Below are 19,070 nucleotides of genomic sequence, written 5' to 3' on the forward strand. Positions count from 1 at the left end.
TAAGAAAGCCGATAGTCTCAAATCCCTCTTTCCCTAAATGGTACTCCATGAGTTCCAAGATATCTTGTTCATCTTCGACAATCAGTATCAACGTATTCACGACTGATTCCTTTTTCCGCAGGTCTAAGTACGTTTTTCGCACTAATTATGTAATTTTAACTCGCCGCCTTTTTGTGCATAGAGCATCAATGAGGCAATATTGACGGTACGGTCACCGATACGCTCTAATTTGCGCAATGTACCTAAAACCTTAACATATTCGACAGCGAGTTCATTCGCATCGATAATCAGAGTCAGAAGTTCTTTCTCCATAATAGAAAAAAGGTCGTCATTTTTGGACTCTTCAACCATTACTTTGCGGTAAACATCATCTGCGTCACATGTTTCAATCGAATTCAAGCATCCAATGATGTATTGTAACGCATTGATCGTCGTTTTGTGAAGTTGAATGATCGCATTGCTTAGGACGCTCATATCGCATCCCCCTTGGCAATGGTCATGGAGACGTTTACTGTATTTTTTGAGACCGTCGCCGATACGGTCAATCTCGTTGGTCATTTTCAAATACGCAACTAACAGCCGTAATTCATCCGCTTCGGGACCAAACAGGGCAAACGTTTTGATGATTTCGTTATCGATTTTGTTTGCATCCACTTGGATGTTTTTGATATAGGTGCGTGATGTTTCGTAGAGCTCCGCATTATCCGTTTCAAATGCTTTGAGCGTCTCTTCGCTGGATTGGATGATTTGAGAAAGCATAAGTGAAATCATCCCGCGAATTTCATTAAGTTTGTTTTCATAGCGTGGTAGCATTGATGTGCCTTTGATTAAATGATGGTGCGCGATTATACCAATGGTTTATAACCGTCAGATTACAAAGACGTATCACCCTTTGTAATCATATCGTTACCGGAGCCTTTTACAATACCGTCATCAAAAATTCCAAAAGGATCCCAAAATGCTAAAGAATGCTACAAAAGGTTTAGTGATCGCTGCAATCGCTGCAACGTCTATGATCGCTGCGGATAAAATCAACGGCGCGGGTGCAACGTTCCCGGCTCCATGTTATTATGACTGGGCGTATAACTACCAAAAAGCGACTAAAACACGTGTCAACTATCAATCTATCGGTTCAGGCGGCGGTATCAAACAAATTTCAGAGCGTATCGTGCATTTCGGTGCGACTGATGCCCCTTTGACTCCTAAAGAGTTGGACAAAGCAAAACTTCTTCAATTCCCGGCAGTTTTCGGTTCAATCGCCGTAGCGCATAATATCCCAGGCGTTAAAGATGAAGCGTTGAAACTTAAAAACAGTGTTGTTGCTGAGATCTTTGCAGGAACGATTACAATGTGGAACGATCCTAAAATCGTTGCAGACAATGCAGGACTTAATCTTCCGGCGCAAAAAATCATCGTGGCTCACCGCTCTGACGGATCAGGAACGACTCACGTCTTTACCGATTATTTGAGCAATGTTTCACCAATGTGGAAAAGCAAATTCGGAACCGGTAAAGCGATCGGTTGGGCAACCGGTGTCGGCGGAAAAGGGAATGAGGGTGTAACAAATATCGTTAAACAAACTCCATATTCTATCGGTTATATTGAAAACGCCTACAAAGAGAAAAACAACCTCTCTGCCGCTACCTTGCAAACCGCAAGCGGTAAATGGGTAACGGCACGTCAACAAAACTTCCAAAATGCGATTAAACAAGCATCATGGACGAAAAAAGATCACTTTTACGGCTCACTCGTAGCAGAAAAAGGGGATTCTACCTATCCGATCGTTGCGGCAACGTATATCCTTATGCCGCGTGAAACGGCTGATATCAATCAAGAAACGATCAAATTTTTTGATCATTCGTTCCGTAACGGGGATGCAGCGGCGCAAAAACTCGGTTATATCCCTCTTCCGGTTGAAACAACAAACCTTGTTCGCCAATACTGGGCAGAGACTAAATAATTTCCCCTTCACCCTTCGGGGTGGATACCTCTAAAAACATTTAGATGTCTTTAGAGGTGTCCTAACAGACCCAACGTTTCTTTCTCCTTCTTCAATTCCTTAAGTTTTTGCTTGTCTTTCCTTGCGTATGCGTTGAGACAAGCGTTTTATATCCATTTTCCTTATCGTAATCATTCTGCAATGTAACATTAGCGTAATCTATTTTTTCTACAATGACACTATTAAAAAACAGGAGTGATTCTTATGAAAAAAGTTGCATTATCAGCCCTTGCTGCGGCGATGATCAGTGGCGTTGCATCAGCAGATGCTTTGACCCTCTACAGTGATCCTAAAACAGGACAAGTTTATACAACTCCGGGCGAAGGCCGTGTGGAGATGGGCGATTTCGTAAGTGCGAAAGAAGTTGATATGCAGCTTCGTGAAGTCGAATCAAAAAGTTCTGAATACCAAGACAAAATGTCTAAATACGTAAACGTTAAATCTAAAGCAAAAACGCTTGAATTCAGCGGTACCCACTATTTCGGTTTGACCTCTGCTAAACCAGCTGATTCACAATTAAGCAATACATACGGTAATTCAACTGGTTTCGAACTTCGCCGTAACTATGTACAAGTAAAAGGGTTTTTCAACGATAAAGACTACTGGCGCGTAACATTGGATGCTACGAAAGAGTTGTCTAATGATTCAGCTGAAGATACGAATGAAGGATATGCAGAAGCATTTGTGAAATACGCATATCTCTATTTGGATGAAGTTCTCCCTTACACCGGTGTAGAGTTCGGTATCGCGCACCGCCCATGGATCGACTATGAGGAGCATAATGCTTGGCATTACCGTTCATTTAACAAAGTTCTCTTAGAAGAGAAAAATACGGCAACTGAATCGGGTGTTGACCTTGTTAACTCGGCTGACCTTGGTGTAAATTTCAAAACCAAAATGGATATGTTCTCATCTGAAATCGGTATCTTCAACGGTGAAGGTTACCATGCGGATAAAACAGCGGCTAACCAAGAAAATAGCGAAAAACTCTCTCTTGAGTGGCGTTTGACGGCTCACTTGCTCGGAAGCGGGAAAAAAGTGGGTAAAAACGATCGTACTAAAGATACGTATGCTAACCTTTCAACGTATGGTTTGATTTCTCACAATCATAAAGATGATAGTGCAACTATCGGTGATCCTGCAGAATACGATCGTTCGTTCTACGGTATCCATGCAGTGTATAACCAACCGGAATTCTTGATTGCGGCACAATATTTCAAAGCAGAAGACGATAAACGTACTGCCGGTGTAACGGATGCTGAATATACAGGTTGGTCAATCAATGCTGAATATCGTCCTATCCAAGACTGGACGGTAATCGCTCGTTATGATGACTATAAAAAAGAGAACAAACCTGCATCGGGCGCAACGACTATAAACTATGATGGTGATAAAACCATGGTAGGTTTAGCGTATAAAATGAATAAAAACGTCAGCTTTATCGGTTCAGCAAAATATATCGATGAGGTAGGCTCAACAGGTGCTGATACATCAGCGGCAAAAGACGTTTATATGTTTACTACCGAAGTTAAATGGTAATCCTTTAACCTCATTATTTTCTCCTTTTTCTCCTGCATTTGCGGGAGAGATTCTCCTTCATCCCTTTTTCGCTACAATACTTCTTATACCAACCCTAAGAGAATCCTATTATGATCACAGCAAATTTAATACTTACGATAGCGGGTTTATTGTTTATCCTCATTGTCTTGGTTGCCCTATATGTTTGGAGTAACAAGAGCAAAACCGTTCCTGAAACCGTTCCGACGACAATTGAGACGTTTGAATCGTTGAGTGCCATTATTAAAAATAGATCCTCAAGTGCTAGAGAGTTAAATCATGCCGTTGAGATGATTTTGAGCCATTTCGGAACCATAACATCGCATACCGTTGGCAAATACAAACTTTTGCTCGAAGAGTTGTGCACCCATCCGCGAACCGATTCTAAACTAATACTGCGATTTGAGAAAACGCTTCGGACGAATAACCCAACATATGCGCATGATATTGAAAAATCTCTCGCCCTCGGACTTGCTCAGCGGGGGTAAAATTAACGGAGTTTGTAGGCGATCGGAACGCTAATCCGTACCGATTTTGAAGGTTTCGGAAAGAGACTTGCAGAACTCTCAATAAGATTTTTTGCCGCGTCATCAAGAAGTTCGAATCCGGAGCTTTGCGTAATGGTAATTTGACTCACATCACGATTCGTATCCAACGTAAAGGTTACCGTCGTCTCCCCTTGCTGTTTCAAGCGTACCGCATTTTTAGGATATTTGAGCCGTTCCGCCAAAATGGTGCGAATGCGTCCCAAATTCTCTTCCGCATAATTTTCTTCTACTTTCGGTGGCGGCGGTGGAGCTTTCGGTACTGCTTGAGCTGTTATTTCAGGAGCTTTGGCGGAAGGTGTAATCGTTGGAGCCGTTTGCGGAGCTACGGGAATCGGTTTGCTTTGGACTAACACCGGTGTTTTAATCGGTGTTGGCATTTGAATCTGCTTCGGCTTAGGAAGAGGGATAGGTTCTTCTTTCTTTTGTATCGGCTCTGGGGATTTAATCGGGACGCTTAGTACGGATTTGGGGGTGTGAAGCAAAACTTTAAGAGAGGTTGTTTCGGTTATAACAGGAAGTGTTTTATGAATCACACTGACAGCTCCGATAATGAGAGCCGCTAGGGTGAGGTGGATACCTACCGAGAGGAGAAAAGGGTGGGGTGCGCGCACGTGTTCCAAGTGAAATTTAGAGCTTGATTTCTACTTTAGCCGATGATCGGAGCGCATCCGTTGTTTTGTTCATATGCGTTTTAAATTTTTCCAGTTTCAAAAATTGAGTAATCTCTTTTTTCACTTGTTCATACGGAACTTTTTTATCCCCTTGTTTCATCTTATCGCCGTTAGCATCGTAGAAAGCTTTCGTCTCTTTGTCGGTGACACTGATTTTATTCATTTGCTGTTTCATCCACATATCGACTGCCAAATCATTTTTGATCGCAGCATATTGGGCTTTGAAAGCAGGGGTATTTTGAATACCGCTTTTAATCACCTGATCTTTTACAAGCGTTTGGTTTACAAGTTGATCGACTACTTGGCGTTTCATTTTCGGATCGAGTTTATTAAAACTCATCCCCGGTGCAGCTTTGGATAAAAATGCGTTAGCGTCATTCGTGGTAATCGCTTTGCCGTTGACGGTTGCGAGGGTAGCGGGAGCGGCAAAAACGAAAGTAGACGTTAGTACAAATGAGGCAAGTGCAAGAGAAAGTTTCATAAAGGTTCCTTTTGGAAAATAATTATGGGTATTATAGTGTGTGTTTAATACGAAAAGGTTAAGTGGGAGAAATATCTAAAATATTCACATTTAGACATTGTTCATCTTGACTAATTAATCTCATACCTTGTCTAAACTATTTTGCTGTTCAATATCCATACACCTTTTTGTGAAGAGCCCGAAATTGCGATACTTTGATCTTTTTTTGACATAGAGTACAAAATGTTTCTAATCTTATTATGCTTCTGTTTCTCGTCTAAAATATCAGGAAGCTTGTCTAAAAGTAACGCAGTAATATCGTGACGTTTTGCATATTTAAACGTCTTGAGATAGTCGATAATCATATTATTTCTTCTCCCCTTAAAACCTCTTCAATCTCACGCCGTAGCTCGTCTTGGTTGGGTAAATAGAGTTGATACTTTTGAACGAAGAGTTGGCTATTCATTCCGTAGGTTGCATATTCAACCAGCAGTTCATCTTTGTCTTTACTTAAAATAATACCGATAGGAGGATTGTCTCCCTCGATATTTTGTTCATTGGCAAAGTATCCCAAATACATATTCATCTGTCCGATGTCATGGTGTTTGACTTCATTGATTTTAAGGTCAATCAAGACAAAACATCTCAAAATCCTATGATAGAACACCAAATCTACTTTGTAGTGGGTATTGTTGAGCGTTACTCGATATTGTCGTCCTACAAATGTAAATCCTTTGCCGAGTTCCAGTAAAAAACTTTGTAAATTATCACACAGCAAACTTTCGAGTTGCGTTTCGGCGATATGATAAGGCTCAGGGATTTTTAAAAACTCAAAGATATAAGGGTCTTTCAAAATATCAGTAGGCTTTTCGATGATTTGACCGTTTTTGGAGAGATCAAGAATCTCTTCTCTATTTTTCCCCATACTCAAACGTAAAAATAGACCACTCTCTTTTTGGCGTTGCAGTTCTCGAACCGACCAATTTTCACTCACCGTTTGTTTCTCGTAAAACTCCCGTTCAAGCGCATTCTCAATCTTCAAAAGCTCTACGATATGCGACCATCCCAATATGTGCGACACTGTCGCACATATTGGATATGCGAGATAAAATTGGCGAAATCGGATGAGATTGCTACGACTAAAACCTCTGCCGTGCTGCAATGTCAAATCACGGCTAAGTTGCTCTAAAAGCCCCTTGCCGTAATCAGCTTTTTGCATTCCGGCTTGCTCAAATTCAACGATGTATTGTCCGATTTTCCAATACGTTTGCACCAACTCCGTATTGACCGCATTAACCGCACGGACTCGCCCTGCTTCATAGGCTGAGCTGATAGTGACTAATAGCTGTTCATACTTTTGTGTGGCAGTGATATTACTCATTTATTCTCTCTTCCATGCGGTAGAACAATAGGAATTTTAAATTCTGCTATTTGAATCATTGTTTCTTTAATAAAATCTTTTAAATCCATAGCTTTTTCCTTATATTCGTACGTAACTCTCCTGCGCGGGAAAGTGACAAATTTTGTGCCTCAGTGTTAAAGTGAGGATATTATAGCAAATGCGCAAGGGTTAGGCTAATTGTTTGACGTTTAGAGATTAGTGTGGGTGATTGTTAGATGAAGTGAAGTTGGTGGACCCTAGCTCTACCGACGAGTCCCTATTTTGCGAAGCTAAAGCGGTGTGCTGTGAACTGATACCCCTATAAGTACCCCTAAAAAACAGTCCTTAGAGAGGTATTTTTGCTCTTGTGGGTTAAATGTCTAAAAAGAATGTCTAGGAATGTGTAAAAAATACACAGAGTGTATCATTTACTGCTATCTATCTTTAATAATTTTTTTCTACTATCTGTAATTTATTAAAGCGATTATACCTCGCAAAGTACCCATTTTGGCTTTGTATTGCTACTTTTATTGCATATCTTCTTTAATTTATTTGAGAGTTCATTTATTAAATTATTAATCTTTGTCTTTCTTTGACTATCGGTTAAATTATCGGGTAATTTTTTCCATAATAGCTCATCAAGCTCTTGTCGATTCATTGATCCATGTTGTCGTATGGCTTGCTCTATTAAGTCAAAATAATATTTTTTATCGAAAGCTCTATTCTTGGTATATCCTGCTTTATCTCCCGTTGCTTTTGCTACCGAGGCGGAAACATATACATTGGGTTTTCTCCCCTCAATAAGCCCCTTATCACGAAGATATTTAAGGCTCTCATCCGTGCTAGGTAGATGTTTAACAACACGATCCAGTGCGATAACATCGTGCAAGCTGAGTTCGGGATTCATAGCCAAAAGCTTGGCATAGCGTTCATCTAGGATTTGTCCAAAAATAGTGACTTCAACTCGCTTGGATTCGATGTGATAGTTTGGCATAGGGAAAAATCGCTGTCGAAGTTTCGAGTAAATCCGCTTTATGCCACTGCCTATGGTATCGATCATGTTAATCTCGACCATCGCTTGACATAAAAACGGGTTACGGTATAGTTCAGGCGGTGCGTCACGTTCGATGACATTCTCCACATTTTCAGGTATGAAGCTTCCGACGTTTGAAAATACGAGTTTATCAGGGAACTCGACGACATTGATACGACCACCTAGTTCATAGTCTTGGTGGGCAATACAGTTATGCAGGGCTTCGTAAATGATCCAAGGGTCGTATTTGTCTATCTCATCGGGGAAAAGCTTGCTGTCTGCCATGTAGCGATATTTGTAATTTCGGATCTTCGCGTGAACCTTTTGCGCGCTAACAAGCAACGGTAATCCAAAATGCTCATACCCTTGCTCGATGCCATCACGGTCTTTGAGTACCCATGTGATGCGTGGTACTGCGGGAGAGAGTAAATGCACCGATTCTGCTTTTCCCAAAAGCAAAAGGGTACTATTGGTGATTTTGCTATCAAGCGTGAGCTTGGCTTTGTTGAGAAAGGTTCTATTGTCCCATTGTGCAACTTCTTCGGCAAGATTGGGGTGCTTGGTGATATATTCTTCTCTCGCCAAACGGATCGCTTCGGGGTCGAGATTTTCCAGTGTCGCATCCGTACAGATAAGTGCCGACCAATCCTCCGCTTTTCCTATTGGTTCCGCCAAAATAGAGGCTTCCCGTTCGGGTCTTAGTTCGATGAGGCTATCGCCGCTACGTTGCCATGCTTTGTTATGGGCGTACACGGGCTTGCGTGGCAGATGTTTAGGGATATGGACGATCCAAACGGTTCGTGCTGTGTCGGTTGTCGTGTGAGCCTCTACAGATAGCCCCTCACTGCTGAGATTCATGCAAACGCCTAGTAATCGATGCGGGAGTGTTTCGGGGATGTAGTCATGGAGATTTTCGATACCTACGATGTCGAGTGTGCCATCTTTGACACCGATAACGATATGCCCGCCGTTCATGTTGGCGATAGCTGAAACATACGTGGCTAAATCTTCACCCTTTGCACCCGAAATGCTATGTTTGAGATTTTTAAATTCTTTCCATTCGCACGCTTCGTTCTCTTTTGGATAGTGGGCTTTGAGATAATTTTGGAGTTCTAAAGTTGTCATTCTCTTTTCCAATCGCATAAGATTTTGCTCATTTTAATTCAGCCTATACCTATTTTTTATGGAATTGGCGGAAACTTTATAATTTCTCCGCTTGTATTTTTAAAGCAGTCTCTCACTTGTTTTGCATAATTTTTATCATTTTTATCTTTGAGATATTTTACAACTTCAAATAGTTCATGTGTATTGACAAGTGCTATGCCGCTTCTTTTTGCAGAATCTATTGCTTTTTGAGTAAAAAATTCTGTTCTTTTGTTTGGATGCAATAGCCTATGCGGATTGCCAAATAATACACCTTTTGCATACTCATTTATTTCATCTCTTGCAAAGTCATCTTGGATATTTGATTCAAGTTGTCTAAATTTTGTAATAGCAATCGCCGAAGTGTCTTTCCCTTCCGCTTCACCGATAAATCTTTCCTCGTCTGATTCAAAAACAATATCAAATTCAGATTTACCATCATCATAATTTTCTGCTTTGAATCCTATTATTTGTAAAGCATCTATAATTGCATATTCCAAAGGCTTACCATTTTCAAATAACAGTTTTTTTGACAATGTATGTTTGTCTAGTTCATTTCTTTTTGCTTCTATTTTTTTTTGTATAGAGATTAGTTGATTTTGAAATTTATCAATTTCTGATAGGTATTTTTTCTCAATATCTAATTGAAATTGCGCCTCGCTTATCCATTCTGGAGCGGGAGTCTCTTGGGTAGAGTGTTTCAATGATTTATCAATAGCAATAATTTGGTTTAACAGCGATTTAGCAAATTGAATAGCTTTTTCTGTCCAAATGGAAGTTTTGCCATCTGTGTGCATATCTGTAAAATCTTTTGGTAAATTTAAGGGTGGTAATAACAGCATTACTCCACCTTTTTCATTAGTCATCATAGCCCCAACAGTTTTATCACCACTTTTTGTAACTATAAGTGGTTTTGCACTGTCATGTTCAAAATAAAGCTCATACTCACAAAATTTTTTTACAGTTTCCCAATATGATTTTAAAAAAATTCCATCTTGTGTAAACTGTATATTTTTACCTTTAGCAGTTTTTTTGTCTTTAAAACTTATTGGGAGCATTGCAAAACTGTTTATTTCATCTAAATTTCTTAATCTATTTTTTCCATTATTTGTATAACCAGTGTGAATAAACACATTTTCGGGAGTAGTTAAAAAAATAAAAATAGTTTTACCACTTTCATAAGCTAATTTTAGTTCTTCTTTCCAATGTTTTATAGAATAATTACATTTTGTTGAACTTTCGTCTGATAAATTAGGTTTACCGTTGTATTGAGCACCTGTTAAATAATCTGTTTGATAGATTAATTTAGGCTCAAATAAAATAATATCTGCATCCAATAATGAAGCATTAGAATGAAAACTTTTAAATTGAAAGTTATTTGTTGGCAACTCAAATCCAACTGTAAAAATAGTCTTATTAGCCATTAAAATTGCCTTTTAATATAAATTGATTATGTTTTCTTACCTAGAATTTTAAAAAATGGACAATTTTCGTGTCTCACTGTTAAAGTGAGGATATTATAGCGCAACAGAAAATAGAGGATAATTTTTTGGCTTTTACGATGAGGGTAGGTGATTATTAGATGAAGTAGTGTTGGTGGACCCTAGCGGGATCGAACCGCTGACCTCGTCGCTGCCAGCGACGCGCTCTCCCAGCTGAGCTAAGGGCCCAAAGATATTGGAGCGCCATTATACGATAGAGGGCTCTTAAAAGTCAATGCGCAACAAAAAAGAGGGGAGTGGTAAAGTTTTTTTCGTATCGTGTCGATATAGTGGTATGAAAAATTTAGCCCTAATTATAATGTTCAGTGTCACCAGTGTAGTGTTGAGTGCGGAGGAATATACGATTCAGACGATCAGTGCCAAAAAAGAGGCTTCGATCACTCCCGCTTTTGAAAAGAAAGTACACAAAAGCGCCCTCTCTTCAATAAAGAAAAAAGAGGGGGTATGTAATGTGGTAACGGTGGGTAAATATCCATCAGCTGCGTCGGCACATCACGATCTAAAAAAAGCAAAAGCGATTAGCAAAGATGCTTTTGTCCGTCCGATCAACAGAACAACACCGAAGGCATGTGAAAGTGCTACCGCCGAGAAAAAAGTTGCGGATGCTCACGCTCAAGTTGCTTCGGTTAAAAAAGAAGAATCGGTTGCTACAACGCATGAAGCGGTGAAAACATCTACTGTAAGCAGTGCCGCTGTAACCCATGTAGCTGTTGCACCAAGTGCACAAGTGGCAAAAGCGGAACCGTGTAAAGCGCAACCTTGTGAAAAAGTTACCAATACGGTTTATCTTTACGATCGTAATATCGGCCGTAAAAGCGATATTCACGAAGCAATAGAATTTTATAAAAACTCACCGTACCACACTTTCAAGCCGGTAGTCGCTCAGCGCTAATCAAGGTTCCCGATTGGCGGCACTGTAAAGACAGTCGAGATCGATCTTGTGAATCTTTTTTACTTCGGCATGGAGAGACTCCAGCAACTCAGCAGAGTTTTCTCCGTCTGATGGATAACAAATTGCGGCAGTTTGAATAGGTTTGCTAAAGATATCTTCTACCATTTTTTTAACAAAACCGCATCCGTATCGGTCGGTATAGGGCATAACGAAAAAGTAGTAGTCGTCGCAATGGACAATAGAATCGGACGTGCGTAGCAAGGTTTGAATGTTTGATTCAACTAATGTGTGCGAAATATTTGAAAAATCGCAAAACAAAATTGTAAAACTTTCCGAACGGTTTTCATCTAACCGATCCGATATTCCGATATTGAGATCGATCAACGATGCAAAGTCATAAAATGAAAACATTACCCCTGCCATTTTAACTCCTCAAAAAAAATGTTCGACTTAGTATAGCGTTTATTGTCTCAAACTAATAAGGCTTTAAAATGAGTCGGAGTACACTCCCGTTTATATGATAGTAAGATGAAAAGTAAGAGGAGTTAACCGATATGCTTGAAGAGATAAAAAGCCTCCCCCCTCTACCCGTTTCCATAGTGCGGATACAAGAGATGTGTATGAACCATGATACTGATATTGATGAGCTATCACGCGTAATCGAACATGATCCGATGCTCAGTGCAAATATTCTAAAATCGGTTAATTCACCGCTCTATGGGATGAGCAAAGAGATATCCTCTATTTCGAAAGCGGTAATGTTATTCGGAATATCTATGATTCGGGGATTTGCGGCAGCGAGTGCGATCAAAAAAACGGTTCCTATTGATTTGAGCCCTTATTCTGCGGGTATTGATGATTTGACACGAGTGTCGACACTCCAAATGTCTTTGGCGAGAGAGTGGTATCGAAACGTCGATAAGAGTATGTTGCCGTTGCTCCAAAGCAGTGCCTTTTTAATGGAACTCGGAAAGCTTGTTGGATCCCTCAAAGTAATTTCATCCGGTAATTTGGATCAGTTCGTACAAGAGATTGCTCAAAACGGCTCTTTCGAAGAGATTGAGCGGAAGTACCTTGGGATGAGCAGTTATGAAATAGCCTCCGCTATGTTTGAACATTGGAATTTTGAGACGGCATTGATTGATACATTGAGGGAAATATCAAATCCATCAACACTGAACCCTCATGCACAGGTATTAAGAGTAATTACCCAAGCGGTTAATTTACGAGATACGTTTAGTGAAGAGGGGATGCGCACTGCATTGGAGACGATAGAGAGCTTCGGATTAAATAAAAGTGCATTTGAAGAGGCCGTTTTATCTGTCAAATCTACCGAACAATAGGTGTAAAACACACTTAAATCGGTAAATCAAAAAAGTAGGCCAACCCGTAATAGACACTGTAAAGACCGTAAATCAAGATAGCTAAGGCAGCAATTCGGTTCATCGTCTGGCGAAATGCGATCTCTTTGAAAAAACTGACCGATTGTCCAAGGGCAAGGAGTGTCGGGACGGTGGCGAGACCAAATGCCGCCATAATCAATCCTCCGTCGATAATGGATGCGGATGCCGCCGCTTTTGCCGCAAAGAAAAAGACAAATCCGCATGGGAAAAAGCCGTTCATCACCCCTAATGCAAAAAAGCTCCCGATACTTTTACTTTTAATGAGTCGTGAAAATAGGGTTTTAAAAAGAGAGTTACTGGAAAACCCCCGCTCAAGCACATGAATCAGTTTGGAAAGACCAAACATCCCCAGTGCGGTAATAATCATCACAACCCCTGCGAAAATGAAGAGTACCCCGTGCATCTCCATACTCAGAGCAAACAGCGACCCGATTGCACCGAATATCATTCCCAGTATCACGTAAGAGCTGACACGCCCTATGTTATAAGCACTGTGGCGGATGAGCTGCGCACTACGGCTCATCGAAGCATCGATTTTGGTAGAACTGTAGGCGACGATAAATCCTCCGCACATTCCGATACAGTGACCGAAACTACCCGCGAATGCAATTGAAATTATGAGCCACCATTCGATACCATGCATAATCAAACCTTTTAGTGAATATCAATAGTTTAAATAATTTTTGTTACAACAGTGTTAAGATTTAACACAAATTTAACAGTTCTATGAAACAATAGCATGAAATTATTTAAAGGGTTCGCGAATGAAAAAAGTTCTAATCACTATGGCCGCTTTGGTTTCTCTTGCAAGTGCTGATCAGCTTTTAAAGCTTAATGTCAGCGGTATGACATGTCCGGCATGTGTAAAAAATGTAAAAGGGACGTTGAATGAAGTCAAAGGGGTAAAAGAGTCCAGTGTTTATCTTAAAGAGGGACGTGCGGAAGTAAAAGCCGAAAACGGAATCAAGCCTGAGAGCTTGTGTGACGCCGTCAAACAAGCAGGCTACGGTTGCGCAGTCGCTAAATAAAATATCTTTGGGCATCGTGGCGGCTCATGTCGCTCACGGTTGTTATTGCATCCTCTCCAAACATCAATGTTTGTTCCCCTTCAAAATCCGGTTTACAATAGGCTAGCATCAGTTTTGCCGCTAACAAACGGTCATTTTCGCTCGCATTGCGTGAGATCAGCGAATGAGGGCCGAAGAGTTCCGTATCGATGTGAATGTATTTGGGATTCTCTATAGCTTCGAGTATGGCATTGTCTTCGGCATTGCGTCCGATAATGAGTTTCGCCCCCTCGGGAAGACGAAGCTGGCGACCGTACTTGAGTGTCGGAATATCTTCAATCGTAAAGGTATCATGGGCGATAAAATCACGGATTTTATTGGAGAATTTTTCATCCGTGAGGAGACACCCGCCACCCGGTGCTTCGTAATCCTTGAGTCCGAATTCTCGTGCAAGTTCCATTTGTCGTTCACGGTTACGTCCGACAATGTTTTCGAGTTTGTCACGATCGACCCATCCGTTGATTTCGGCAAGGGTCGGCTCCAACGATTGTGCACACAACGGGCGCAAAAGTAATCCATCGCAGTTGCTAAGATTGAGGACTTTATCAAGTGATTCACGATTTTGGCTCATCGGACGCTGACCGAGAACTTCGCCGCTGATGAGAAAACTCGCCCCCCACTCATTCATAAGCCGCTTAGCCACTTCAAACATTTTCGCATGGCAATCGATACATGGGTTGAAGTTTTTACCGTAGCCGTATTTCGGGGTAAAGAGGACTTCGCGAATATATTCATCACGGATATCGACGCTTCTAAACTCGGCACCTACTTGTTCGCACATATTTTTCATGTGAGCAAGGCGGTCTTTGGTCGAACCGAATCCGGTGTTGATGTTGCAGGCGATCACTTCGATCCCCTGATCGATAATAAGTTTCGCCGCGATGGTAGAATCGAGTCCGCCGCTGAATAGGGCTATGGCTTTCATGGAGTTCCTTGTTTACGTGAGCGGTACTAGTTCGCCCCGTTTGAGGCGTTCGATTTTCTCACGAAATTGACGTATTAGGTACGATTTTTGATCGAATGATATCGTATTTTGGGTTGTCACTTTTTTGAGTTCACGATTATAATGGGCGCTCAAGAAAGTAATAAGCTCCGCTCTAAGCCCCTCATCTCCCTCAAATGTCCGAATCCGATCATCCATCATCAATGCGCTGAGGCGCGGGTCATCACTACGCCCTTGAATCGCTGATTCAAACTCGCTTCCGTGATATTGTAACAAAGAGCCGTCAATAAAATCGAGGAGAGAATCGGCAATATGGGGACGTTCCAGAAGTGTTTTGATAAAACTCAACTCCCAAATATCGTGATGAGAAAAATTGATCGGTTGCGTGGCAGAGGTTTTATTGGTTCGTCCCACTTGGATTAATGAAGGGGAAATTCCCAGTTTTGAAGCGACAAAAGGGCGATACTCTTCTTGTAGAAGGGGAGAGAGGGTTTTCAGAAACGCGATGTTTTCATGCAGTGCCGTCTCTTTGGCCTTGTGGTCTTGGAGATCATACGTACTAATCATCTCCGAAATAACAAACTCGATAAAAGGGATTGGTTTATGGAGGAGTGCATTGAGTTGTTCAATTTGACCGTTTTTAATCATATCGGCAGGGTCGAGTCCCCCTTCAAATAAAACAACGCCGCCATCAAACCCTGACATACTCAAAAGCTTGGAGGCTTTGTATGCGGCGGCACGTCCCGCTTTATCACCGTCATACGCCAAAAATATTTTCGGCTCCCCCTTGCGCAACAGCGGAAGATGTTCTGCTGTGAGTGCCGTTCCGAGCGTTGCAACGGCATGGGTAAATCCAGCCTGATGGAGCATCACCACATCCAAATACCCCTCGGTGACGATGATCTCTCGGCGGCGGTAGATCGCTTCACGGGCGAGGTGATAGGCATAGAGGAGGCGTGATTTGTTGAAAATGGCATTTTGGGAAGAGTTAACGTATTTCGCTTGGTGTCCTGTGATAGTACGTCCGCCGAATCCGACGATGGCACCGCTGGTGGAGTGGATCGGAAATGTGATCCGCTCGATAAAACGGGCGAAGAGTCTCCCCTCATCTCCCCGTCCTATAGCCCCTTGTTCGATCGCTTCGGGGGTAGGAAGTTTGCGCTGTTCTAAAAAACGGAGGGTTTCAGGTGAGGTCGGGGCGTATCCGATACCGAAGCGCTCGATACTAGAGGCGTAGATACCCCGCTCGTGGAGATACTCCATAGCGTCTCGTTTCTCTTCGAGGAGTTTTTGATACCAGTCGTTGAGGGTTTCTAAGAGATTTGAGCGTTTTTTTTGTTTCGTATCGTCAGTGTAGTGGAGGCTAAAATTGTTCGATGCGGCTAACTTCTCGATGGCCTCGGGGTAGTTGAGTTTCTCGTACTCCATAACGAACTTGATGCTATCGCCGTGTACGCCGCATCCGAAACAGTGGTAGCTTTGGCGTGAGGGGTTGACGACGAAGCTGGGGGACTTCTCATCGTGAAACGGGCACGGCGCTTTGAAACTGCTTCCGGCACGTTTGAGCTCGATGTAAGAGCCCACGATATCGACAATATCAAGTCGGGCTTTGAGCGCCTCGATGGAGTCTTGAGTAATCATGATCTGATTTTAGCGTAACAGTGCTTTACGGTAAATTTATGCTATAATTCCACTTCGAAAATTTTAAATAGAAAGTAGGTGATGTGAATGCCTGGAATTATCTTACGCCAAGATGATAACTTTGATGCTGCTTACCGTCGTTTCAAGAAACAAACAGATCGTAATCTGATTGTTACTGAAGCTCGTGCTCGCCGTAACCATGTTACAGAGACTGAAAAACGTAAACAGTTCAAAATCAGCGCTCGCAAAAAGATGTTAAAACGTTTGTATATGATGCGACGTTACGAATCTCGCCTGTAATCTCTTGCGCTTCGGCGCTTGGGTTACACCTTCTTTAATCAACTAACCCCCCATTTAAAAACCCTGTGTTACACTTACGGTATTAATTTACACGCAAGGCTAAACTTATGCTCTTCAGTGCCCCTCTAAAAAACAATTCCAAAAAAATCATGCTCTTAGGCTCCGGCGAACTCGGCAAAGAAGTGGCCATTGAGGCACAACGTCTCGGGATCGAAGTAATCGCGGTAGACCGTTATAAAAATGCCCCCGCACACCTCGTCGCTAACCGCTCTCATGTGGTGAATATGCAAGATCAAGAAGCGGTATTAAAGATTATCCGTAAAGAGAAGCCCGATTACATTCTCCCTGAGATCGAGGCGATCAGTATCGATGCCCTTTTCGCTGCTGAAGCGGAAGGGTTTTGTGTTATCCCGAACGCCGAAGCGGTCAACAAAACAATGAACCGTAAAAATATCCGCCGTTTTGCCGCCGAAGAGTTGGGTCTTAAAACAAGCCGTTATCATTTTGTGAGCACCTACGAAGATATGTGCGCTGCGGCTGAGGATGTCGGATTCCCGTGTGTTATCAAGCCTGTGATGAGTTCATCCGGTCACGGGCAAAGTATCGCCCACAGCCCGTTTGATTTGGAAAACTCATGGGAAATTGCCAAAGAGGCACGCGGAGACGCAAGTGAGCTGATCGTCGAGGAGTTTATCCGTTTTGATTATGAGATTACCTTGCTCACGGCACGCAACGGGGTAGAGACCGTGTTTTGTGAGCCGATCGGGCACATCCAAAAAGACGGCGATTACATCTACAGCTGGCAGCCGATGGAGATGTCAAAAAAGGCATTGAAGCGTTCCCAAAAAATAGCAAAAGCGATTACGGACGGTTTGGGCGGTAAAGGGTTGTTCGGTGTTGAGCTATTTATCTCAGGCGATGAAGTCTATTTCAGTGAAGTGAGCCCACGTCCACACGATACGGGGATGGTAACATTGATTACCCAAAGCCAAAGCGAGTTTGCACTACACGTTCGTGCAGTACTTGGACTACCTCTTGGATTTACCTTCTACGGTGACGGTGCAAGTGCGGCGTTTAAATCTACCGTCGAATCGCATGAGCCGGTGATTGATGTTGCCGATGAGTTGTTTGATGATAACAGTTTTGTCCGCGTATTCGGTAAACCTGAAGCACACGTGGGACGTCGTATGGCGGTTGTCCTTGTATTTGATAAAGTAAACAAAGCACTCAAAAAAGCGAAAAAATTGATCAAAAAGATACAAGACGCATGAATATAGTCATACTCGATGCACTAACCTACGGTGATACGTCGTTAGCAGGGTTTGATAGCTTAGGTGATGTGGTTGTTTATCCGACGACATCTACCGATGAGATATGTGAGCGTGTTTGTAATACGGAAGTGATCGTGACGAATAAAGTGGTGATTAGTGATGCCGTAATGGCAGCAGCCCCAAATCTCAAACTTATCTGTGTTGCGGCGACGGGGATGAATAATATCGACCATGAGGCGGCGGCACGTCGTGGAATTTGTGTCAAAAACGTCGCGGGGTACTCGACCGATGCGGTGGTGCAACACACTTTTTCAATGCTCTTTTACCTGATGGGACATAGCCGTTATTACGATGAATATGTCAAAAGCGGAGCGTGGCAGAAGGAGGCGGTGTTTGCCCATATCGGCCCTTCATTCAGTGAACTGCGCGGGAAAACATGGGGGATTATCGGACTGGGTGAAATCGGTCGCTCTGTAGCAAACATTGCCCGCGCGTTCGGTGCTAACGTCTGTTATTATTCAACCTCAGGGAAAAATGCAAACGGTGACTTTGAGAAAACGACGCTGAGCCGTTTAATCGAGAACAGCGATATCATTTCGATCCACGCACCCCTTAATAAATCGACCGAGAATTTGATCTCCCACTCTGAATTGTTGCAGATGAAAGACGGTGCGGTATTGCTCAATCTCGGTCGCGGCGGAATTGTGGACGAAGATGCCCTCTCGGTTATTATCGACGTTAAACCGATTTATGTCGGTTTGGATGTATTGGTGAGTGAGCCGATGAAAACACCGCATCCTCTTTTGGCCGTAAAACATCCTGAACGCCTCTATATCACTCCGCATATCGCATGGACATCCCGTGAAGCACGTGAGCGTCTTATAGCTGCTACAATCGAGAATATCAAAACATTTTCAGAAGTGTCGGCAAAATAAGGGCGATCCCCAAAAACAATACCGACGTTACAAATACCTGCACCGTAACGGTGCGGGGGGCACAGTGATAGAGCGAGGCGAGATTAACATTCGCTACCGCTAACGGAACTAACAGTTCCAAAAACAAAATCCCCTTCACGACCCTGTCCATCTCTACCATCCCTAATACGACAAATGCAATCACGGGTATCAAAATAAATTTAGTTCCGTTGACCCATGCGCTAAGTCGGAGATTTATCTCTCCGAGTTTAATGCCGTAAAGATAAATTCCAAATAACACCAATTGCATTGTCATAGAAGCATACGCCCCCATCATCAGCGTTT

The 19,070-nt window shown here is 42.3% G+C and carries 19 protein-coding genes, 1 tRNA gene and 2 pseudogenes; 9 read left to right on the top strand and 13 right to left on the bottom strand.

Annotation, left to right across the window (positions count from 1 at the left end; translation table 11 throughout):
- Both A2517_RS05725 and A2517_RS05730 read right to left on the bottom strand, forming a co-directional pair.
- Window positions 1–100 (bottom strand): annotated as a pseudogene (locus A2517_RS05725) (DNA-binding response regulator); the annotation flags it as partial.
- 41 nt (window positions 101–141) lie between these two features.
- Window positions 142–813 (bottom strand): PhoU domain-containing protein, encoded by a 672-nt coding sequence (locus A2517_RS05730; RefSeq protein ID WP_294895019.1) that lies wholly within the window; start codon window positions 811–813, stop codon window positions 142–144.
- Window positions 814–958: 145 nt separating this feature from the next.
- Between A2517_RS05730 and pstS the strand changes: the two genes are divergently transcribed.
- The 3 genes from pstS (at window position 959) to A2517_RS05745 (ending at window position 4,044) form a co-directional block, all read left to right on the top strand.
- A complete protein-coding gene (gene pstS / locus A2517_RS05735; RefSeq protein ID WP_294895022.1) occupies window positions 959–1,960 on the top strand; it encodes a phosphate ABC transporter substrate-binding protein PstS in 1,002 nt (333 codons plus the stop codon).
- Window positions 1,961–2,203: 243 nt separating this feature from the next.
- Window positions 2,204–3,538, top strand: coding sequence for a hypothetical protein (locus A2517_RS05740; RefSeq protein ID WP_294895024.1), 1,335 nt, complete (start codon window positions 2,204–2,206; stop codon window positions 3,536–3,538).
- 110 nt (window positions 3,539–3,648) lie between these two features.
- On the top strand, window positions 3,649–4,044 hold the full coding sequence (locus A2517_RS05745; protein ID WP_294895026.1) for a hypothetical protein: 396 nt from the start codon (window positions 3,649–3,651) through the stop codon (window positions 4,042–4,044).
- A 2-nt stretch (window positions 4,045–4,046) separates the two neighbouring features.
- Here the strand turns inward: A2517_RS05745 and A2517_RS05750 are convergent, their stop codons facing one another.
- The 6 genes from A2517_RS05750 to A2517_RS05775 form a co-directional block, all read right to left on the bottom strand.
- Window positions 4,047–4,715, bottom strand: coding sequence for an energy transducer TonB (locus A2517_RS05750; protein WP_294895057.1), 669 nt, complete (start codon window positions 4,713–4,715; stop codon window positions 4,047–4,049).
- A gap of 16 nt (window positions 4,716–4,731) precedes the next feature.
- Complete coding sequence (locus A2517_RS05755) at window positions 4,732–5,256, bottom strand: SurA N-terminal domain-containing protein (protein ID WP_294895028.1); 525 nt, start codon at window positions 5,254–5,256, stop codon at window positions 4,732–4,734.
- A 340-nt stretch (window positions 5,257–5,596) separates the two neighbouring features.
- Window positions 5,597–6,616, bottom strand: coding sequence for a PDDEXK nuclease domain-containing protein (locus A2517_RS05760; protein WP_294895030.1), 1,020 nt, complete (start codon window positions 6,614–6,616; stop codon window positions 5,597–5,599).
- 484 nt (window positions 6,617–7,100) lie between these two features.
- The gene (locus A2517_RS05765; RefSeq protein WP_294895032.1) at window positions 7,101–8,774 is read right to left on the bottom strand and encodes an ATP-binding protein; all 1,674 of its coding nucleotides are present in this window, start codon (window positions 8,772–8,774) and stop codon (window positions 7,101–7,103) included.
- A gap of 56 nt (window positions 8,775–8,830) precedes the next feature.
- Complete coding sequence (locus tag A2517_RS05770; protein WP_294895034.1) at window positions 8,831–10,216, bottom strand: hypothetical protein; 1,386 nt, start codon at window positions 10,214–10,216, stop codon at window positions 8,831–8,833.
- A 170-nt stretch (window positions 10,217–10,386) separates the two neighbouring features.
- A tRNA-Ala gene (locus A2517_RS05775) sits at window positions 10,387–10,462 on the bottom strand.
- A gap of 130 nt (window positions 10,463–10,592) precedes the next feature.
- On the opposite strand from A2517_RS05775, the gene A2517_RS05780 reads away from it, so the two are divergent.
- On the top strand, window positions 10,593–11,186 hold the full coding sequence (locus A2517_RS05780) for a hypothetical protein (protein ID WP_294895036.1): 594 nt from the start codon (window positions 10,593–10,595) through the stop codon (window positions 11,184–11,186).
- Here A2517_RS05780 and A2517_RS05785 read toward each other — a convergent pair whose 3' ends face one another.
- Window positions 11,187–11,609 carry a hypothetical protein gene (locus tag A2517_RS05785; RefSeq protein ID WP_294895038.1) on the bottom strand — a complete coding sequence of 141 codons (423 nt, stop codon included), beginning with the start codon at window positions 11,607–11,609 and terminating at the stop codon, window positions 11,187–11,189.
- Window positions 11,610–11,740: 131 nt separating this feature from the next.
- On the opposite strand from A2517_RS05785, the gene A2517_RS05790 reads away from it, so the two are divergent.
- On the top strand, window positions 11,741–12,529 hold the full coding sequence (locus A2517_RS05790; protein WP_294895040.1) for an HDOD domain-containing protein: 789 nt from the start codon (window positions 11,741–11,743) through the stop codon (window positions 12,527–12,529).
- 13 nt (window positions 12,530–12,542) lie between these two features.
- Here A2517_RS05790 and A2517_RS05795 read toward each other — a convergent pair whose 3' ends face one another.
- Entirely contained in the window at window positions 12,543–13,232 is a 690-nt protein-coding gene (locus tag A2517_RS05795; protein WP_294895042.1) for a sulfite exporter TauE/SafE family protein, read from the bottom strand.
- 121 nt (window positions 13,233–13,353) lie between these two features.
- Here A2517_RS05795 and A2517_RS05800 point away from each other — a divergent pair, with 121 nt between their 5' ends.
- On the top strand, window positions 13,354–13,617 hold the full coding sequence (locus A2517_RS05800) for a heavy metal-associated domain-containing protein (protein ID WP_294895045.1): 264 nt from the start codon (window positions 13,354–13,356) through the stop codon (window positions 13,615–13,617).
- Here the strand turns inward: A2517_RS05800 and A2517_RS05805 are convergent.
- Window positions 13,610–14,581, bottom strand: a complete 972-nt coding sequence (locus tag A2517_RS05805) for an argininosuccinate synthase domain-containing protein (protein ID WP_294895047.1) — start codon at window positions 14,579–14,581, stop codon at window positions 13,610–13,612. The two genes, A2517_RS05800 and A2517_RS05805, sit on opposite strands and share 8 nt — an antisense overlap.
- A 12-nt stretch (window positions 14,582–14,593) precedes the next feature.
- Complete coding sequence (gene dnaG / locus A2517_RS05810; RefSeq protein WP_294895049.1) at window positions 14,594–16,240, bottom strand: DNA primase; 1,647 nt, start codon at window positions 16,238–16,240, stop codon at window positions 14,594–14,596.
- An 87-nt stretch (window positions 16,241–16,327) separates the two neighbouring features.
- Between dnaG and rpsU the strand changes: the two genes are divergently transcribed.
- From rpsU to A2517_RS05825, 3 genes are all read left to right on the top strand, one after another.
- Window positions 16,328–16,540 (top strand): 30S ribosomal protein S21, encoded by a 213-nt coding sequence (gene rpsU / locus A2517_RS05815; protein ID WP_013458942.1) that lies wholly within the window; start codon window positions 16,328–16,330, stop codon window positions 16,538–16,540.
- A 107-nt stretch (window positions 16,541–16,647) separates the two neighbouring features.
- On the top strand, window positions 16,648–17,811 hold the full coding sequence (gene purT, locus A2517_RS05820) for a formate-dependent phosphoribosylglycinamide formyltransferase (protein ID WP_294895053.1): 1,164 nt from the start codon (window positions 16,648–16,650) through the stop codon (window positions 17,809–17,811).
- Complete coding sequence (locus A2517_RS05825) at window positions 17,808–18,746, top strand: D-2-hydroxyacid dehydrogenase (RefSeq protein ID WP_294895055.1); 939 nt, start codon at window positions 17,808–17,810, stop codon at window positions 18,744–18,746. The genes purT and A2517_RS05825 overlap by 4 nt, the downstream gene beginning before the upstream one ends.
- Here the strand turns inward: A2517_RS05825 and A2517_RS05830 are convergent.
- Window positions 18,715–19,070, bottom strand: a pseudogene (locus A2517_RS05830) (transporter); the annotation flags it as partial. The gene A2517_RS05825 and the pseudogene A2517_RS05830 overlap by 32 nt on opposite strands.

It is taken from the genome of Sulfuricurvum sp. RIFOXYD12_FULL_44_77 (assembly GCF_001830725.1).
Classification (GTDB): domain Bacteria; phylum Campylobacterota; class Campylobacteria; order Campylobacterales; family Sulfurimonadaceae; genus Sulfuricurvum; species Sulfuricurvum kujiense_A.

Coding starts and splice junctions, on each gene's coding strand:
- A2517_RS05730 (WP_294895019.1), bottom strand. CDS start 813: ATGCTACCACGCTATGAAAACAAACTTAATGAAATTCGCGGGATGATT.
- pstS (WP_294895022.1), top strand. CDS start 959: ATGCTAAAGAATGCTACAAAAGGTTTAGTGATCGCTGCAATCGCTGCA.
- A2517_RS05740 (WP_294895024.1), top strand. CDS start 2,204: ATGAAAAAAGTTGCATTATCAGCCCTTGCTGCGGCGATGATCAGTGGC.
- A2517_RS05745 (WP_294895026.1), top strand. CDS start 3,649: ATGATCACAGCAAATTTAATACTTACGATAGCGGGTTTATTGTTTATC.
- A2517_RS05755 (WP_294895028.1), bottom strand. CDS start 5,256: ATGAAACTTTCTCTTGCACTTGCCTCATTTGTACTAACGTCTACTTTC.
- A2517_RS05760 (WP_294895030.1), bottom strand. CDS start 6,616: ATGAGTAATATCACTGCCACACAAAAGTATGAACAGCTATTAGTCACT.
- A2517_RS05765 (WP_294895032.1), bottom strand. CDS start 8,774: ATGACAACTTTAGAACTCCAAAATTATCTCAAAGCCCACTATCCAAAA.
- A2517_RS05770 (WP_294895034.1), bottom strand. CDS start 10,216: ATGGCTAATAAGACTATTTTTACAGTTGGATTTGAGTTGCCAACAAAT.
- A2517_RS05780 (WP_294895036.1), top strand. CDS start 10,593: ATGTTCAGTGTCACCAGTGTAGTGTTGAGTGCGGAGGAATATACGATT.
- A2517_RS05785 (WP_294895038.1), bottom strand. CDS start 11,609: ATGGCAGGGGTAATGTTTTCATTTTATGACTTTGCATCGTTGATCGAT.
- A2517_RS05790 (WP_294895040.1), top strand. CDS start 11,741: ATGCTTGAAGAGATAAAAAGCCTCCCCCCTCTACCCGTTTCCATAGTG.
- A2517_RS05795 (WP_294895042.1), bottom strand. CDS start 13,232: ATGCATGGTATCGAATGGTGGCTCATAATTTCAATTGCATTCGCGGGT.
- A2517_RS05800 (WP_294895045.1), top strand. CDS start 13,354: ATGAAAAAAGTTCTAATCACTATGGCCGCTTTGGTTTCTCTTGCAAGT.
- A2517_RS05805 (WP_294895047.1), bottom strand. CDS start 14,581: ATGAAAGCCATAGCCCTATTCAGCGGCGGACTCGATTCTACCATCGCG.
- dnaG (WP_294895049.1), bottom strand. CDS start 16,240: ATGATTACTCAAGACTCCATCGAGGCGCTCAAAGCCCGACTTGATATT.
- rpsU (WP_013458942.1), top strand. CDS start 16,328: ATGCCTGGAATTATCTTACGCCAAGATGATAACTTTGATGCTGCTTAC.
- purT (WP_294895053.1), top strand. CDS start 16,648: ATGCTCTTCAGTGCCCCTCTAAAAAACAATTCCAAAAAAATCATGCTC.
- A2517_RS05825 (WP_294895055.1), top strand. CDS start 17,808: ATGAATATAGTCATACTCGATGCACTAACCTACGGTGATACGTCGTTA.